13 protein-coding genes are annotated in these 16,319 nt (G+C 69.2%); 4 read left to right on the top strand and 9 right to left on the bottom strand.

Translation table 11 applies throughout. The features are described 5' to 3' along the window. Nucleotides 1–365, top strand: a 365-nt coding sequence (locus HGG74_RS21535) for a VOC family protein (RefSeq protein WP_512698803.1), incomplete at its 5' end; no start/stop codon positions are given. Between the two features lie 81 nt (nt 366–446). On the opposite strand, the gene HGG74_RS08655 is transcribed toward HGG74_RS21535, so the two are convergent. The 3 genes from HGG74_RS08655 to HGG74_RS08645 form a co-directional block, all read right to left on the bottom strand. Then, a complete protein-coding gene (locus HGG74_RS08655; RefSeq protein WP_168485948.1) occupies nt 447–1,556 on the bottom strand; it encodes a CapA family protein in 1,110 nt (369 codons plus the stop codon). A 118-nt stretch (nt 1,557–1,674) separates the two neighbouring features. Beyond that, a complete protein-coding gene (locus tag HGG74_RS08650; RefSeq protein WP_168485947.1) occupies nt 1,675–2,094 on the bottom strand; it encodes a hypothetical protein in 420 nt (139 codons plus the stop codon). A 28-nt stretch (nt 2,095–2,122) separates the two neighbouring features. Beyond that, complete coding sequence (locus HGG74_RS08645) at nt 2,123–4,045, bottom strand: primary-amine oxidase (RefSeq protein WP_168485946.1); 1,923 nt, start codon at nt 4,043–4,045, stop codon at nt 2,123–2,125. A 125-nt stretch (nt 4,046–4,170) separates the two neighbouring features. Here HGG74_RS08645 and HGG74_RS08640 point away from each other — a divergent pair, with 125 nt between their 5' ends. Next, nucleotides 4,171–4,767 carry a TetR/AcrR family transcriptional regulator gene (locus HGG74_RS08640; protein ID WP_168485945.1) on the top strand — a complete coding sequence of 199 codons (597 nt, stop codon included), beginning with the start codon at nt 4,171–4,173 and terminating at the stop codon, nt 4,765–4,767. Nucleotides 4,768–4,889: 122 nt separating this feature from the next. Continuing rightward, nucleotides 4,890–5,885 (top strand): AraC-like ligand-binding domain-containing protein, encoded by a 996-nt coding sequence (locus HGG74_RS08635; protein ID WP_168486012.1) that lies wholly within the window; start codon nt 4,890–4,892, stop codon nt 5,883–5,885. 135 nt (nt 5,886–6,020) lie between these two features. Here HGG74_RS08635 and HGG74_RS08630 read toward each other — a convergent pair whose 3' ends face one another. From HGG74_RS08630 to HGG74_RS08620, 3 genes are all read right to left on the bottom strand, one after another. Further along, nucleotides 6,021–7,412 (bottom strand): MFS transporter, encoded by a 1,392-nt coding sequence (locus HGG74_RS08630; RefSeq protein WP_168485944.1) that lies wholly within the window; start codon nt 7,410–7,412, stop codon nt 6,021–6,023. A gap of 181 nt (nt 7,413–7,593) precedes the next feature. After that, nucleotides 7,594–9,051 carry a 4-hydroxyphenylacetate 3-monooxygenase, oxygenase component gene (gene hpaB, locus HGG74_RS08625; protein ID WP_168485943.1) on the bottom strand — a complete coding sequence of 486 codons (1,458 nt, stop codon included), beginning with the start codon at nt 9,049–9,051 and terminating at the stop codon, nt 7,594–7,596. A 55-nt stretch (nt 9,052–9,106) separates the two neighbouring features. Next, on the bottom strand, nt 9,107–9,649 hold the full coding sequence (locus HGG74_RS08620) for a flavin reductase family protein (RefSeq protein ID WP_168485942.1): 543 nt from the start codon (nt 9,647–9,649) through the stop codon (nt 9,107–9,109). A 209-nt stretch (nt 9,650–9,858) separates the two neighbouring features. On the opposite strand from HGG74_RS08620, the gene HGG74_RS08615 reads away from it, so the two are divergent. Beyond that, nucleotides 9,859–10,581 (top strand): IclR family transcriptional regulator, encoded by a 723-nt coding sequence (locus HGG74_RS08615; protein ID WP_168485941.1) that lies wholly within the window; start codon nt 9,859–9,861, stop codon nt 10,579–10,581. Nucleotides 10,582–10,613: 32 nt separating this feature from the next. Here HGG74_RS08615 and HGG74_RS08610 read toward each other — a convergent pair whose 3' ends face one another. From HGG74_RS08610 to HGG74_RS08600, 3 genes are all read right to left on the bottom strand, one after another. After that, a complete protein-coding gene (locus HGG74_RS08610; RefSeq protein ID WP_168485940.1) occupies nt 10,614–11,894 on the bottom strand; it encodes an MFS transporter in 1,281 nt (426 codons plus the stop codon). Between the two features lie 132 nt (nt 11,895–12,026). Next, nucleotides 12,027–15,089, bottom strand: coding sequence for an AAA family ATPase (locus HGG74_RS21925; RefSeq protein WP_168485939.1), 3,063 nt, complete (start codon nt 15,087–15,089; stop codon nt 12,027–12,029). Continuing rightward, nucleotides 15,086–16,255, bottom strand: coding sequence for an exonuclease SbcCD subunit D (locus HGG74_RS08600; protein WP_168485938.1), 1,170 nt, complete (start codon nt 16,253–16,255; stop codon nt 15,086–15,088). The genes HGG74_RS21925 and HGG74_RS08600 overlap by 4 nt, the downstream gene beginning before the upstream one ends. Nucleotides 16,256–16,319 lie beyond the last annotated feature (64 nt).

The following is a 16,319-nucleotide window of genomic DNA, read 5'->3' as shown; positions in this document are numbered from 1 at the left end:
CGGGCCGGCACGGCGTCTCCAACGCCTTCTACCTGTACATCCTGGATCCGGACGGCCACCGCGTGGAGATCTACACCCAGGACTACTACACCGGCGACCCGGACAACCCCACCATCACCTGGGACGTGCACGACAACCAGCGCCGCGACTGGTGGGGCAACCCGGTGGTCCCGAGCTGGTACACCGAGGCATCCCTGGTCCTGGACCTGGACGGCAACCCGCAGCAGGTCATCGAGCGCACCGACGCTTCCGAAATGGAAGTGACCATCGGCGCCGACGGCTTCTCCTACACCCGCGCGGGCGATGACTCCGGTGCCTACCGCGGCCAGGCGTCCAAGGGCTTCAAGATCGGCGCCCAGGTCTAGGGACCGGGCAAATAACGACGGCGGGGTGCGGCATGATGCCGCACCCCGCCGTCGTGTGTTCCTTGGAATGTGCGAGCTGCCTCAGGACAGCCGGACGGACAGGCTGCCGTCGGCCGCCGCTTCGAGCCTGGTGCCGAAGCCGCCGGCGGCATCCTCCAGTATCCGGTGCAGCCATCCGGCGTCGGCAGCGCCCGCCCGCTCGAGCCGCAGCCGCCTGGCCTGCAGCGGCACCATCCGCAGGCCACGCAGCTCGTGCGTCCGGGCATCGATGGTGAGCAGGTACAGCAGGCGCAGGTCGTCGCGGTACTGCTCGTAGCCGCTGATGCCTTCGTAGTCGTTGACCAGGTCCCCGCAGCCGTAGAGCACCGGCCGGCCCCGGTAAACCTCCACGGGGCGCGGATGGTGCGAGGAGTGTCCGTGCACGACGTCGACGCCGGCGTCGACGAGCCGGTGGGCGAACCGGATGTGGGAGGCCGGAACCGCATACCCCCAGTTCGATCCCCAGTGCACGGAGACCACTGCCAGGTCATCCGCGGCCCGGGCCGCCTGCACCCGGGCGGCGACCAGGTCGGCGGCGGCGTCGGACGCCTCGGGCAGGAACGCCAGACCGGGCCGGTCCGGGCCGGCCGCGCTGGCCGGCGGAATGCCGCTGGAGGACATTCCCACCGCCCACAGCTGCAGCCGGCCCCGCGGGGTGTCCAGCACGGCCGGCCGCCAGGCCTGCTCCGCGTCCCGGCCGGCTCCGGCGGTGCGCAGCCCGGCGCCATGCAGGGTGTCCAGGGTGTCCTCGAGGCCGCTGATGCCGAAGTCCAGGACATGGTTGTTGGCCAGGGCGCAGGCGTCGAGTCCGGCAGCGGTCAGGCAGCCGATGTTGGCCGGGTGCATCCGGTAGTGGATGCCTTTGCCGGGAGCAAAGGTGCCGCCGGCGGTCACGCTGGTTTCCAGGTTCACCACGCGCAGGTCCGGAGCGGCGTCGTCGAGGATCTGCAGCGCGTCGCCCCACGGCCACGCGGGATCCACCGGCCTGGGGACCGGCCCGTTGGCCGCTTCGGCCAGGGCGACGTAGGCCCGGGCATCGTCCCCCCACGGTTCGCGCAGCTGCGGGTCCCCCGGATGGGGCAGGACCTGATCGACTCCCCTGCCGGTCATGACGTCGCCGGCCAGGAACACGGTGATGATGCCGGAGTCCATATGTACCGCCTGCCTCGGAACCGTCTGTCTTCCACTCTAGCCCGACGCCGGCCTGCCGTATCCGGAGACAGCAACAGCGGGGGCTCCCCGACAGGGAGCCCCCGCTGTGTGTGATGGTTCAGGCCGCCCGGGCCGGTGCCAGCCGGAGCCGGCGCAGCCAGGACGCGGCCAGCACCGCGACCGCCAGCTCCAGCGCGATAATGGCCAGTATGGGCCCGGCGCCGGCTGCCGCCGCAGGCACCGGTCCGGCGGCGTGGTGGCCGTGCGCGCCTCCAGGCTGCGCGGCTGCGGCCAGCAGCACCAGGTGCAGGCCGGCCATGCCCGCTGCCGACCACAGCAGCATGGCCGCCGGGTGCGCCGCGGCGCGCCGCCACAGCGCCAGGGCGCAGGGCAGGCAGTAAGCGGCCATCAGCAGCATCGCGGCGCTCTGCCACCACGCATGGGCGTGGCCGAAGGCCATCCAGACGTGGGCGGCCACGGAGCCAAGTGCCACCACGGCACACAGCCGCTGGTGGGCCGTCGTCAGGTTCGGCATCATCCTGCGCCCTCCCCGGGATGTGGCCGGATCAGCGGTGGCAGTGCCCGCCGGCGGGCTTGCTCGGCGGAACATCGAGCACGGGGCTGCGGTCGAAGAAGCCATCCGGACGCAGCTTGAAGCCCACGGTGTCCACCGGCATGATCGGCCAGTCCTCCGGGCGCGGGTAGTGCGTCAGGCCGAAGGTGTGCCAGATGACGATGTCCTCGCCGTCGAGCTCCCGGTCCTGGGCCACGTAGGCCGGCAGGCCGGCGCCGCCGGCGTGCTGGTTGACGAAGTCGCCGGTCGGGTAGCGCTCCTCTTCCGCGTAGCGGGTCACCCACAGGTCCTTGGTGGCAAAGGCCGCCCGGCGGGCCACGGACGAGCTGGCATCCGCCAGCAGCATCGGCTGGCCCTGGGGCAGGAGCTTGTAACCCACGGGCTCGCCCAGCCGGTTCAAGGATTCGGGGTTGGAGATGTGCCAGGTGCGCCCGGCGGCCATGTTCGCCTCGCGCACGGCCTCGGACTCGCGGGCCAGCAGGGTGCGCTTGCGGGTGAAGGCGTTGCCGCGGGGGTTCTCCTCGCTCACGGGCACCCGCACGGCTTCCTCTTCCTCCACCCGGTTCGTCAGCCCGTCCAGGGCCATGTCGAGGCGGGCGCTGAAGAGGTGCTGGTGGTAGGGCGCGCCCAGGCCGGGGGCCATCTGGGAGGCGTAGGGGTAGTCCTTGCCCGGGTAGGCGCTGGTGAACACGATGCCGGTGGCCTTGGCCTCGAACTCGATGGTGCCGTCCAGGTAGAGGTACCAGTAGAAGCCGTAGTCGTAGTTGCCGATGGTGGTGAAGAAGGAGATCACCATGCGGCGGTTGCGGCGGGTGTAGTTGATGCCGGTCCACAGGTCCGAGTGCTTGGCCAGGATGGACCAGTCTTCCTCGTGCATGCAGATGCCGTTGCGGATCTCGCGCGGGTTGCCGAAGCCGTCGGCGATCACCGGGGACAGGTAGGTGATTTCGCCCAGGCAGTCGCAGCCCAGTTCCAGCGAGTTGGCGTACTGGCCCACGAGGTACTCGCCGGTGTCGAAGTAGTTCTGCCAGGAGCGCACCGGCGAGGGATCACCGTAGGGCACCACCATTTCGGCGATCGAGGCGCGCTTGACGATCGGGCGCTTCCGGTCCCCGTCCTGGAAGGCGATGTTGTGCAGCACCACGCCTTCGCGCACGTCGAATCCGACGTCGAAGCTCCACTTCTCCCACTCAACGTGGTTGCCGCCGCTGACGCTGAAGCTTGGGCCCTCGGGCTGGGTGATATTGATCGGCTTCTGGGTCTCCCGCAGCGGGCCGGTCAGTTCCGGATCGGTGTAGTTGCCGTGCTCTGCCGGCAGCGGCACCGGGCCGAAGTCCAGTACCTGGTCCACGGTCTTGTTCACCACGTCGACGTAGGCGACCAGGCCGTCAATGGGATGGGCCCAGGGGCTGTCCTCCGGGAAGTTCTGGTAGAACGCCAGCCCGCGCAGGATGCGCCGGCCCTTTTCCTCCGGATACTCGAACACCCCGGCCGAGAGCGGGGCGACGCGGACCTTCGCCAGTTCCAGGTTCCGGTCCGCGAGCGCCTTCAGCCAGCGCTCGTCCTGGGACAGGATTTCCTCGACGACGGCGAATTCCTCCTCGAGCACCGGAAGTTCGCCGGTTTCACCGGTGACCAGTTCCCGCACCGACTCGACCGTGCCCTCCGTGACCGACACGGTGACGTCCTTCGGCGCCCCGCCGGTGATGTCGTGCAGGAAGGTCCGGAAGCGCCGCTGCACCGGGGCGTCCTCCGCCTCCGCGGAACGGCGCGGCGGATCCAGCAGGCCCAGGTAGGCGAAACGGATGTTGTCGCCGGCCAGGCCGGCCTCGGCCAGGATCTCCCGCACGCGGGTAATCTCCTCCGCCGTGGCCAGCGCGTAGGCGGTTGTGAGCTCCGTGGATGGAGTTGTCATGGCTGCCCTTTCCAACAGTTGGCATCCGCCGGTGGTTCCGGCGATTATTTTCTATGACTGTAGAGAATACAGCTCCGTAAGATGGATCACAAGGTTTTTCTACGAAAGGTCCGGAAAGGGACAGCATGCCGAAGATTGTCGACCACGACCAGCGCCGGGTGGAGCTGGTCAACGCGACCTGGCGGATCATCGCCCGGCACGGCATGGAAGGGGCCACCATGCGGGAAATCGCCGCCGAGGCCGGCTTCGCCAACGGCGCCCTGAAGCCCTACTTCCCCACCAAGGACGACCTGCTGACCTTCGCCTTCGGGCACGTCTTCAATCAGACCAACCAGCGGATGGCCGCGGCGACGGCAGGACTGGAGGGACTGGCCGCCCTGCGCGCCTACTGCCACGAGATCCTGCCGCTGGATGACACCAAAATCAGCGAGGCCCGGATCGTCATTCCGTTCTGGCAGAAGGCCCTGACCGACCCCGAGAAGGCACGGCTGCACGAAGAGTACATGGGCATGTGGCAGACCGCCCTGGGCCTCTACCTCATGCAGGCGCGGGCAGCAGGCGAGATCCACACCGACGCCCCGGACGAGGATATTGCCGGCCTGCTGATGACCTTCGTCCTGGGCGCACAGATCACCGCCGCACTGACGCCGTCGACCCATTCCCCGCGCCAGCTCACTGCCCAGCTGGACAGCTACCTGCACCTGCTGTCGGCCGGCAGTTAGCGCGGGGACGGGAGCCGCGCTGCCGGCGGAACTGCTTTTTATTCACCGGGCGTCGAAAAAAGGTGACAGCGGCGCAATTCCCCGCTACATTGGGATGCATTGTGACGCACAACACTTCACTTCTGCAGCCGGCCCCCGCTGCGGCGCTCCTCCCCGAGGGGCCCCGCCAGTCCGGGGCACCCTCCGAGGTCCAGACCGCCCAGGCCGGCAGCCTTGCCGAGTGGCGGAACCTGGTCAGCGAATCCTTCGTCCCGCTTGAGGTCCACACGGACTCGGCCGAGGGGTTCCGCGGCCGCATGCGTTCGCGCATCCTGGACGAACTCTCCATCGTGGAAGTCAGTGCCAGCGGCCACCGGGTGGTGCGCACGCCGTCGCTCATTTCGGCCTCGGACCGGCTGTATTTCAAGCTCAACCTCCAGCTGGCCGGCCACGGGTTGCTGGTGCAGGACAACCGCGAGGCCACGCTGCGCCCCGGGGACCTGGCGGTCTACGACACCCACCGCCCTTACACGCTGGGCTACGGCGAGGACTTCCGGACCCTGGTGCTGATGTTCCCGCATGACGCCCTGGACCTGCCGGCCGAAGCGGTGGCCCAGCTGACCGCCGTCCGCCTGCCCGGCGACGCGGGCCTGGGCCGGATGGTCAGCCCGTTCATGGTACAGCTCGCGGAGAACCTCGACGTCCTCTCCGGAGCCAGTGGCCGCCGGCTCGCGCACAACGTGGTGGACCTGATCGCCACCATGTTCGAAAGCGAGCTGGACGCCCGGCGCGAGCCGGCAAGCGGCAGCCACAGTGAACTGATGACCAAGATCCGGCACTACATCGAAGCCCACCTCGGGAACCCGGAGCTCTCCCCCGCGGACATCGCCGCGGCCCACTACGTCTCGACCAGGCACCTGCACAACATCTTCGCGGCGTCCGGCACCACGGTGGCCAGCTGGATCCGCACCCGCCGGCTGGAGCACTGCCGCCGGGACCTGCGCGATCCCATCCTGGCCGACCGCTCCGTGGGCGCCATCGCCGCACGCTGGGGATTCGTGGACGCCGCCCACTTCAGCCGGGTTTTCCGCAGCGCCTTCGGCGAGCCGCCCAGCGCGTACCGGCGCGCGGACCGCTGACCGGCAGGCAGGCGTCCGGAGGCACCCGGGCCATGCCAGGAAGCCTGCGCAAGGACGGGACCTGCCCTTTGCCCACGCCTGATAGCGAGGACAGCGGGGGCGACGCATGGACGCGGCGCCCCCGGACGGTGCGTTTTACAGTTGCTCTTTGGCCTCGGGATGGGTGCGCAGGTACTCCTGGTGCGCTTCCTCCACCCGCAGGTTGGTCCCCTTGGTTTCCTTCACGAGGGACACGGCCACCAGCGAAACCAGGCAGAGCACCGCGATGTAGAGGCCGATGGCGGTGGTAGTGCCGGTCTCTCGCAGCAGCACCTCGGCGATCAACGGGGCGAAGGCGCCGCCGAGGATGGCACCGATGGCGTAACCGATGGAGACGCCGGAATAGCGGACGTTGACGGGGAACATCTCCGCATAGAGCGCCGACTGCGGACCGTAGGACAGACCCAGGCCGATGGTCAGCACGAAAGCCGCGACCCCAAACCAGAGGATGTCGGCCGTTTCGATCAGCAGGAACATGGGCACGGCCCACACCAACAGCAGGACATAACCGATCTGGAAGGTGCGGATCCGGCCCAGCCTGTCCGAGATGATCCCGCCGAACAGCGTGAAGAGCAGCCAGCCGAACGCTGCCACGATCGTGGCCAGCAATACCGGGCCCCGGTCCATGCCCAGTCCGCCCTCCCCGACAGGCCTGGTGGCATAGGAGGAAAAGAAGGCGATCAGCAGGTAGCCGGCCGCATTATTGGCGATGAAGATCAGGGCGGTGAGGCTGACCTCCCTGGAGTTGTGCCTGAACAGCTGGCCCAGCGGTGCTGCCGATTCCTTCTTCCTCAGCAGCATTTCCTTGAAGACCGGGCTTTCGTCCACGGCGCGGCGGATCAGATAGCCGACAACGATGAGCAGCACCGAGGACAGGAACGGAATACGCCAGCCCCAGGCCAGGAACGCCTCCTCGCTCATGGACGTCGTGACCAGGAACATGACGCCGGTCGCCAGGATCATGCCGCACGGAACACCGATCTGCGGATACGCCCCAAAGTAACCGCGGCGGTCACGGGGGGCGTGCTCGACGGACATGAGGGCGGCCCCGCCCCATTCACCGCCGGCCGAGAAGCCCTGCAGGATCCGGAAGAACACCAGCAGGATCGGAGCCCACACACCGATCTGGGCATGGGTGGGCAGGAGGCCGATCAGAGTGGTCGCCACACCCATCGTCACGAGGGTGAAGACCAGCATCTTCTTGCGGCCCAGCCGGTCGCCGAGATGTCCGGCAACAACGGCACCCAGGGGCCGGAACAGGAAGCTGATTCCCAGCGTCGCCCACGAGATAATCTGCGCCAGTGCGGCGTTCTCCTGGGCCAGCGGGGCGAAGTAGAGGCCCGCCAGCACCAGGCCTGCGGCTTGGGCGTAAATGAAGAAGTCATACCACTCGATGGTGGTGCCAACCAGCGTCCCGGCAAGGACCTTGCGCTCCTCCTGCCGGGTGGCCTGCGGGAGCGCGGCTGCCGGTTCTTCTGTTGTTGACATTGGTTCCTCCGGTGGATCGGCTGAACAACGAAACATTTACCGACAGAACGGTCGGTTACGCGACAAGTGCCATAGTACATGCACTGTAACGAAGAACACACCCCCGGCAGGGCCGGGGGTGTGTTCCGTATTGCCGGTGCGGCCGTGGCAGCACCGGAGGGGCTGCCAGCAGGCCGGCTGCTTAGAAGCCCTCGCGGGTGAGCAGCTCGCGGACGCGGGCACGGGCCGGCTCGCGGTCGTAGCTGTTCACCAGGGCGCCGGCCATGCGGACCGGGTCGCCGAAGAAGAAGTACTCGTACAGCGACTCGCGGCCGGAGAAGCCGGAGATCGAGGCATCCAGTGCCAGCTTGAACAGGCGCACGCGCTCCGGTCCGGTCACGGTCTTGCCCTGCAGGTACTTCTCGATGTCCTCGCGCGCCTCGCTGTTCACGTCCGCCTCGCCGGGCAGGGCCATCAGGCCCGAGGCCGAGAACTTGCGGATGATCTGCGGGAAGCGCTGGGCCATCTTCGGGTACCAGTTGCGGGCCGCATTCAGCGTGGTCCAGTGCGGGAGCATGACGCCGTCCTCGCTCAGCTCGGCGTCGGCCTCGGAAGCGCGGATAAGCGCCTTGCCGATTTCGACGTCGACGATCAGCTCGGCGATGTCCTCCTGGATGTGCTGGAAGCCGTCGATGCCGATGGACGCGGCCAGCTCGGAGGCCAGGCCCAGGTAGAAGGTGCTCTTGGCAATGGTGCGGGTGACGACCTGGTGGGTCATCAGGGCGCCGGCGCCGGTCTCGGCGTACCAGGCGTTGCACAGGTCCGGGCGGCCCAGCATGAAGATGCGCTCGTTCGGCACGAAGACATCCTCGAAGATGACCACTGCGTCCATTTCCTCGAAGCGGGAGGCCAGCGGCTCGTCGTGGAAGCTGCCGTTGTTGTACAGCGAGGAGCGGCACAGGTAGCGCATGCCCGGGGTGTCGTTCGGCAGGGCGAAGGCGTAGGAGTACGGAGCGTCTTCCGGCGTACCGCGCAGCACCGTGGAGGGGAAGACCAGCAGTTCGTCGGCGATCGGGGCGATCGTGGCCAGCATGCGGGCACCGTTGATGATGATGCCGTCCTCGCGCTCCTCGGTCACGCGGGCGGCCAGCTGGCCGCCGAGCTGCTCGGTGCCGGAGACGGAGCGGTTGACCTGCGGCGGGATCAGGGTGTGGGTGGCCAGCAGGTCGTTTTCGCGGGCGTACTCGTAGTACCTCTCGATGCGCTCGCCGAAGACCGGATCGGCCTTGGCGAAGAACTTCTTCGCCGTCGATAGGGCGGTCAGCGAGGAGTTCATGTAGTCGCCCGAGCGGCCCAGGAAGCCGTTGGAGTACTCAGCCCAGGTGGAGATGGCCTTGCGCCGCTTCTCCAGGTCCTCGATGGTACGCGGCACCAGGAACGAGGCGTTGACCAGGTCGCCGGTGGTCGGCGAGGTGTAGGTCAGGGCCTCCTGGTACTTCGGGTCATGCTGCATGTCGAACAGCTTGGCGTAGGTGCGGGCGTTGTTGCGGAACGCCGGGTGCTCGGCGATCTTCTCGGAGACAACCTCGCCGTTGATGACCACGTGCGGGGTCATCGAGTTGAGCTTGTCCAGGTACTGCTGTCCGGTACGGATACCCATTGCTTTACTCCAGGTTTCTACTGTGAATCGGTTGTTGCCCTGCGCGGAGCTGCCTTTAGAGCAGTTCCTCGATGCCGAGCTGGCTTTCCGGGATGGTGGTGAAGTTGCTGTTGGCGAAGCCGAGGGCATCGCCGCTGCGGTAGTTGAAATCGACAACCTCGCCCAGGTACAGGGTGTGGTCGCCCCCGTCGTAGGCTGCCCACGGCTTGCACTCGAAGAAGGCCAGGACGTTGTTCAGCCGGGGAGCAACCTCGCCCTCGATCCAGGCCGGTTCATCCGAGGGCTTGCCGGCGAAATGCAGGGCCAGCGCCCGCTGCTCCGCGCCGAGGATGTTCACCGTGAACGGGCGGCCCTCAAGCTCGTCATGCGCCTTGGTGCTCCGGGCAATGCTCACCAGCACCAGCGGCGGCTCCATGGAGACCGAGGTGAAGGAGTTGACCGTGATGCCGTGGCGCTTGGTCACGCCGTCGAAGGTCACGATCGCCACACCGGTGGCGAACCGGCCAAGGCTGCCGCGGAAGTGGTGCTCACGGGGCCGCAACACCTTCGGCGGAATGCTGGGACGGGCCGCAGCATCCTGCTTGGGAGTAGCAATCATCGTTGGTCCTTAACTCTTGAGTGGGATACCGGGGGACGGAGTGCGGAACCGGTCCATCCCGCCGGGCGTCCAACTGTTCCTGAATCGATGTTTCTCAATTGTTCTATAGTTGAACATCGCGTCCTGATATAGAACAATATAGGAATGTGAGCGCAGGCACAACTCCCGGCGCGTAATTTTTCCCAATCCAGTGCCCATAGGATGATCGAATGCCCTCCAGCGAAGCCCCCGCCAAGTCCGGCGCCGCCCACTCCCAGACGCTCTCGCGGGGAATCCGGGCCCTTGAGATCCTGGCCGACGCGCCGGCCCCGATGACCATTGCGGAACTGTCGGCAGCACTGGGCGTACACCGCTCCATCGCCTACCGCATCCTGCGTACCCTGGAGGACCACTCCCTGGTCATGCGGGACACCGCCGGACGCCTCCAGGCAGGCCCCGGACTGGCCGCGCTGGCCCGCGGCGTCTCACGCGACCTGCAGTCGGCCGCCCTGCCGGAACTGACGTTGCTGGCCAACACCCTGAAGATGACGGCGTTCATCGCCGTGTGGGACCAGCACGACTGCGTCACCCTGGTGACGGTGGAGCCGCGCCATGCCGGCGCGACCCTCGCCCAGCGTCCGGGCACACGGCATTCCCTCAGTGCTGGGGCGCCGGGCATTGCCATCCAGTCGGCCCTGAGCGAAGAACAGTGGGAGCAGCTGGCTCCCGGCCAGGCGTACCGGCCCGAGTCGCGTGCGGCCGCCGAACTCGGCTATGCGGTCAGCCATGACGAGGTTATTCCCGGCGTCTCGTCCGTGGGCGCGCCCATCCGGGTGCCGGGACAGCTGCCGGCGGCCATCGCGGTCGTCTACATCCATACCGACCTCGGCAACGACGAAATCGGCAGGACGCTCATGCAGGCAGCGGCCACCATCGAGGCCGAGTTGCGCTGATTGTGCTGTGCCGGCGGCGCGGCGCCCAGGTCTCAGGAACGGCGCGTGCAAACCGCCCGGACGCCCAGCAGGCTGACCAGCAGCATCGCCGCCGCGGCAGCTGCAGCCACCAGGAAGGCGCCCGTGTGCCCGTGGGCCTGCGCAACGCCGCCGGCCACGGCGGCGCCGAGTGCCGCGCCCAGGACGACGCCGCTGGCCAGCATCGTCATCACGGTGCCCAGGCGTTCCGCCGGAGCAACCAGGCCGCCGATGCTGTAGACCGTCACCATGACCGGCCCTACCGGCAGGCCGGCGGCCAGCAGCGCGGCCACCATGGGCGCCGGCGACTGCGGCAGGAGGAGCAGGGCGGCGCCGGCCAGCATTGCGCCGGAGCAGAGGACCCACCGGGATGTGTGGGCGAAGCGCTCCGGCCAGAAGGCCACGGACAGCGCAGTGGCCGCCGAGCTCAGGCCCAGGACTGCGTACAGCAGGCCCGCCGATTCCGCGGCACCGAAGCTGCCGCCGAAGGCACTGAGCGCGGCCTGGACAGCGCCGAAGAAAGCGCCCATGGCAGCCATGCCCAGCGCCGGCACGGCCGCCGGCAGCAGCCATCCCGGCCGGGAGCGGGCGGGCAGCCCTTCCGCCGTCTGTCCGGCACGGGCCGCCGGATGGACCGTCCGGTGCGTGGGGTGCACGGCGAACGCCGGGACCATGGTGATGGTCAGTACGGCGGCCAGGACGAACGGAAGCCAGGGCGCCACGAGCGCAGCCAGCAGGCCCACCAGCGCCGGGCCCAGCACGAAGGTCAGTTCGTCGGCGGTGCTTTCATAGGACAGCGCGGTGTCCCGCAGTTCGCGGCGGCGTTCGGTCATGGCCATCCAGCGCACCCGGGCCAGCGGGCCTACCTGCGGGCAGGTCAGGCCCACCATGAGCGCGGCGGCCAGGTTTACGGCGGCTCCGGCCGGCCCAGGCGCGGTGCCGGCGGCCACCAGCAGCCCGGCGATGGCGACGGCGTGGGCGGCGGCGGCGGCCAGCAGGACGGCGCGCTGGCCCTTGCGGTCAGCCAGGTACCCCTGGGCCGGGGCACCTGCGGCGGAGCCGATGCCGACGGCGCCGGCCGCCATGCCGCCCAGGGCATAGGATCCGGAGGCGGCAGTAACCAGAGTCAGGGCCCCGACGGTGATCATGGCCAGCGGCAGGCGGGCCAGGAAGCCGGAGGGCAGGAAGTTTTTGCCCGCCAGTGCGGGCAGATGCCGGTAGCGGCCCAACCGGCCGGAAGCCGGGGCGGCGGGAGCATCGTCGGTGGAGGTGGCGGAGGAACGGGAAGTGGTCATGGCAATCCGTCAGCATCAATCGCGCATCGTCCCGCCTCCCGATGCGCCCGACCCGGACAACGGACCAAGTCTACCAGCGACCGACGCGCGGGCCAGCCCCGGCCGGCGGCAGGCGGGTCGGCCGGGGCCGGCTCAGACTGCGCCGGTCTCCGCGAACACCAGCTGAACGGTGGAGCCCTGCCGGCCCTTGGCCACCTGCAGTTGTGCCGGGATGCGCAGCTTCATCTCCGGCACATGGCTCACCAGGCCCACCATGCGGCCGCCGTCGCGCAGACCTTCCAGTGCGTCCATGACCTGTTCCAGCGCCTGCTCGTCCAGGCTGCCGAACCCTTCGTCCACGAACAACGTCTCAATGTCCACGCCGCCTGCCTCGGCCTGCACCACGTCGGCCAGTCCCAGGGCCAGCGCCAGCGAGGCCATGAAGGACTCGCCGCCCGAGAGCGTGGCGGTGTCCCTGCGCTGCCCGGTCCAGGCGTCATTGACGTGCAGTCCAAGCCCCGATTTCTTGTTGCCCGATTTCGAGTCGTCGTGCACCAGCGTGTAGCGTCCGTCCGTCATCGCGGCCAGCCGTTCCGAAGCCGCGGCGGCGATCTGCTCCAATCGTGCGGCCAGGACGTAGGTGGTCAGCGTCATTTTCCGGTCGTTTTCGCCCAGGCCCCGAACCGTGTCCGCCACGGACTGGATCCGCTCGTAGCGTTCCCGGGCTGCCTCAAGCTCCGCGGCGGCTTCGGCCAGGCGCGGCCCGTAGGACTGCAGCTGGCGGTCCGAAGCCTGCAGAACACCGCTGCGTACCTGCCGGTCCCGGACCTCCTGCTCCAGTTCCGCTGCCCGGCCGCGCAGCACTTCGACGTCGTCCGCGGCCGGCAGGGCGGGTCCTGCCTGACGGTCCCGGCGGGCCCGGACAACTTTTTCGGAGTCCTGCAGCAACTGCAGACGCTGCCCCAGCAACGTGTGGTCCTCGATCTCCGCCTGCATTGCCTTCAGGTCCGCTGCGGACAGCAGGGCCGCGTGGACCTGCTCCTCGCCGTCGAACGCCGAATCGGCGATGGCGGCGGCCAGCTCGGCCTGGCTGCGTTCCAGCGAGGCCTCCGCATGGCGGCTGGCGTCCAGTGCCTTTGCCGCTGCGGACAGGGCCGCGATGAGCGCGGACAGGTCGCCGGCATGCTCGGCCAGCGTACGGCCTGCCGGGGTCAGTTCGGCCAGCTTGCGGCCAAGCTCCTCGCGCTGCGCCTGCACCGCCCTCAGTTCCGTGCCTGCTGCGGCATGGTCGACATCCAGCCGGGCCGCCTGCCGGGCGAGTTCTTCCAGCGCCGCGGCGGCCGCTGCGGCCTGGGATTCGAGCCGTTCCCGGGCCTGTGCCGCCTGCCGCGCCGCTTCCAGTCCGGTGCGCGCCTGCTCGACGGCGGCCTCCGCCTCGTCCGCCGGAGTCTCCCCGCCGCGGGCGGCCAGGGCGGCCAGCCGGGCTTCAAGCCGGGAACATTCCTGCTGCGCCCGGGCAAGCCGGGCCTCGGCCTCGCCATGCTTCTGCCGGGCCGCGGCTTCTTCGTCCTCACCGACCAGCCGGCCGGTCGGGCTGCCGGCCGGTGCCGGGTGCTCGGCGGAACCGCACACCGGGCAGGGCACGCCGTCCTCCAGCCTTGAGGCCAGCTCCGCCGCGGCATTGTCCAGGCGCTGCTGGAGCAGGTCCAGCCAGCGTTCCTTCAGGTCCAGCTGCAGGGCCTTGGCCTCATCCCGCGCGCCGGCGGCTTCGGCCAGCTGCGCCCTGCACGCTTCATGCTCGGTAACGGTCGCGGCCAGGGCTTCGGCCGCCTCCAGGCCCCGCTCGAGATCCGGGACGTCTGCGGCAGAGGTCTGCAGGGACTGCAGGTCGGCCTGCAGCCTGGCCGCCTCCGCCCGCAAGGCCTCGGTCTGCTCTGCGGTGCGGCGCATTTCCACGCTGAGCCCGAGGAGCCCGGCTTCCAGTTGCGCCTCGGAGTCCGCGAGGGCACGAAGCCGCTCTTCCTCCGGCAGGAGTGCCTGGACCTGGCCCAGGCGTGCCCCTGCCCGGTCCGCTGCTTCCGCGAGGAGCCCTTCCAGGGTTTCCTCCGGGTCTCCACCGGGCGGCGGCGCCGGCAGCTCTGCCGCGTAGTCCGCGTACAGCGGATGGGAGGCTGCGGCCTCGGCCAGCCGTCCGGCCTGCTCCCGGGCCAGGCCAGCCTGGGCCGCGGCCTGGTCCCGGTGCCGGATCGGCGCCGCGAGCAATTCCGCGCGGCGGTGGGCCTCGAGGTCTTCGGCCAGCTGCCGGCAGGCGGGTTCATTGCTCCGGTGCTTGTCCTCGAGTTCTTCCAGCATGGCCAGCTCGGCGTGGTCGCCCAGGCGCTGTTCCTGCTCCGTGACCAGCCTGCGCAGCTGTTCCAGTTCCGCGGCCGCCCCGGCGGCTTCGGCGGCAGCCCTGCCGGCGAGCGCGGCAAGGGCGCGCTGCAGCTGCTCCAGTTCCGCCGCGCCGGTCGCGGCCTCCTCCGGGACCTCTCCGGGGTTCAGATGGCGGGCTGCCTCCTCGCGGGCTGCGCGCAGCAGCTGCTCCACTGCTGCCCGGGCCTGGTCATAGCCGGTCCGGGCCGTCCCGGCGTCCAAGGCCAGGGCCTGCTCGACGGCCTCGAAGCGCTGTGTGTTGAACAGCCGCTGCAGCAGGGGACGGCGTTCCTTGGCGTCCGCGCGCAGGAAGGCGGCGAACTCCCCCTGCGGCAGCAGCACGACCTTGGTGAACTGGTCCAGGCTCATCCCGAGGAGCTCCCCCAGTTCGACGGCTGCCTCGTCGCTGCGGGCTGACTTTTCCACCCAGCTGCCGCCGATGCGCTCGCGCAGCAGCGTCTTGGCCTGCTGCACCGTGGTGCCCTTGCCCGAGCGTGCGGACGGGCGGTCCCACTGCGGGCTGCGGGTGACCTCGAAGCGCCGGCCGCGGGCGCTGAATTCACAGACCACCTCCGGAGCGGTGGTGGCCTCGGCATGGTCGCTGCGCAGCCGCTTGCCGTTCTGCCGTGCCCCGGGCACCGAGCCGTACAGGGCAAAGCAGACGGCGTCCAGGACGCTGGTCTTGCCGGCGCCGGTCTGGCCGTTGAGCAGGAAGAGCCCTTGGGCGCCGAGCTCGTCGAAGTCGATCCGCTGCCGCCCGGCAAACGGACCGAAGGCCTGGATTTCGAGCCGGTGGATCCTCATGCGGACACCTCCGCCGCTGCTGCCTGTTCCAGGGCCCCGGCCAGCAGCCGGCGCTCGGCGTCGTCGGCGGCCCGGGAACGCACATGCTCGAGGAAGCCGCAGCAGATGTCCAGGTCATCCTGGGCCTTGGCAATTCGTTCGCTGTAGGTGTGTGTGTTCCGCTGCGGTCCGGAGGCGGGCTCGAAGGCGAGCACCAGGGTGTCAGGGAACCGTTCGCGCAACCGCTCCATGGCCCGCAGCGGACGCTCGTTATCCGTGAGGGTGATCTGGCAGTAGGCTTCCTCGGCCCAGCCGTACTCCGGTGAGTCCAGCAGTTCCGCCATGGTCGCCTTCAGGATGGCCAGCCGGCGCCCGGTCTCCCAGTTGATTTCCTCGACGCCGGCCAGGCCGCCGGTGTCGAACTCAACCAGGTAGCCGCCTTTGCGGTGGCCGGCCTCGGAGAAGGAATACGGCAGCGGGGAGCCGGAATAGCGCACCGACTGGCTTAGTTGCTGGCGGCCGTGCAAGTGGCCCAGCGCCACGTAGTCCAGGCCGTCGAAGAGGTCCAACGGGATGGCACCGACGCCGCCGATGCTCAGGTCCCGCTCGCTGTCCGAGGTCAGGCCGCCGCTGGCAAAGGTGTGCGCCAGCACCAGCGAATGCACCGTCGCGGCCCGGCCGGCGTTCCGGCGGGCGGCCAGGTCCGCGCGGATCCGTTCCAGGGCCGCCTGCATGACGGCGGTGTGGGCGGGGGCCTCGGCGCCCAGTTCCTCGGCGCACAGCCTCGGCTCCAGGTACGGGATCCCGTAGACGGCCAGCAGTGCCCCGTCCAGCTCCAGCTCCACCGGCATGGCCAGGTCCGCCGTGCGGGTGCGCACGTGCACCCCGCCGTGGGCCAGGACCGCTCCGCCAAAGCCCAGCCGCGAGGCCGAGTCATGATTGCCGCTGGTCATAATGATCCGGGCTCCGGCCGCGCGGATCCGGGCCAGGGTGTCCGAGAGCAGGTTGACCACATCCACGCCCGGCAGCGCGCGGTCGTACACATCGCCGGCAATCAGGACCACGTCCACCGACTTCTCCTGCACGCTCTGCACGAGCTGGTCGAGGAAATGCCGCTGTGCCGGGAGCATTCCCACCCCGTGGAAGGATCGCCCCAAATGCCAGTCCGATGTGTGCAGTATCCGCATGCTTCAACGCTACCGGCCGGGAAGGACAATTCCGGTACGGGCACTGTCATTACCGGCGTGCCAC

It is taken from the genome of Arthrobacter mobilis, from assembly GCF_012395835.1.
Lineage (GTDB): Bacteria > Actinomycetota > Actinomycetes > Actinomycetales > Micrococcaceae > Crystallibacter > Crystallibacter mobilis.
The sequence above is the reverse complement of the archived record's forward strand: the minus strand, read 5'-3'. Positions and strand labels throughout refer to the sequence as shown.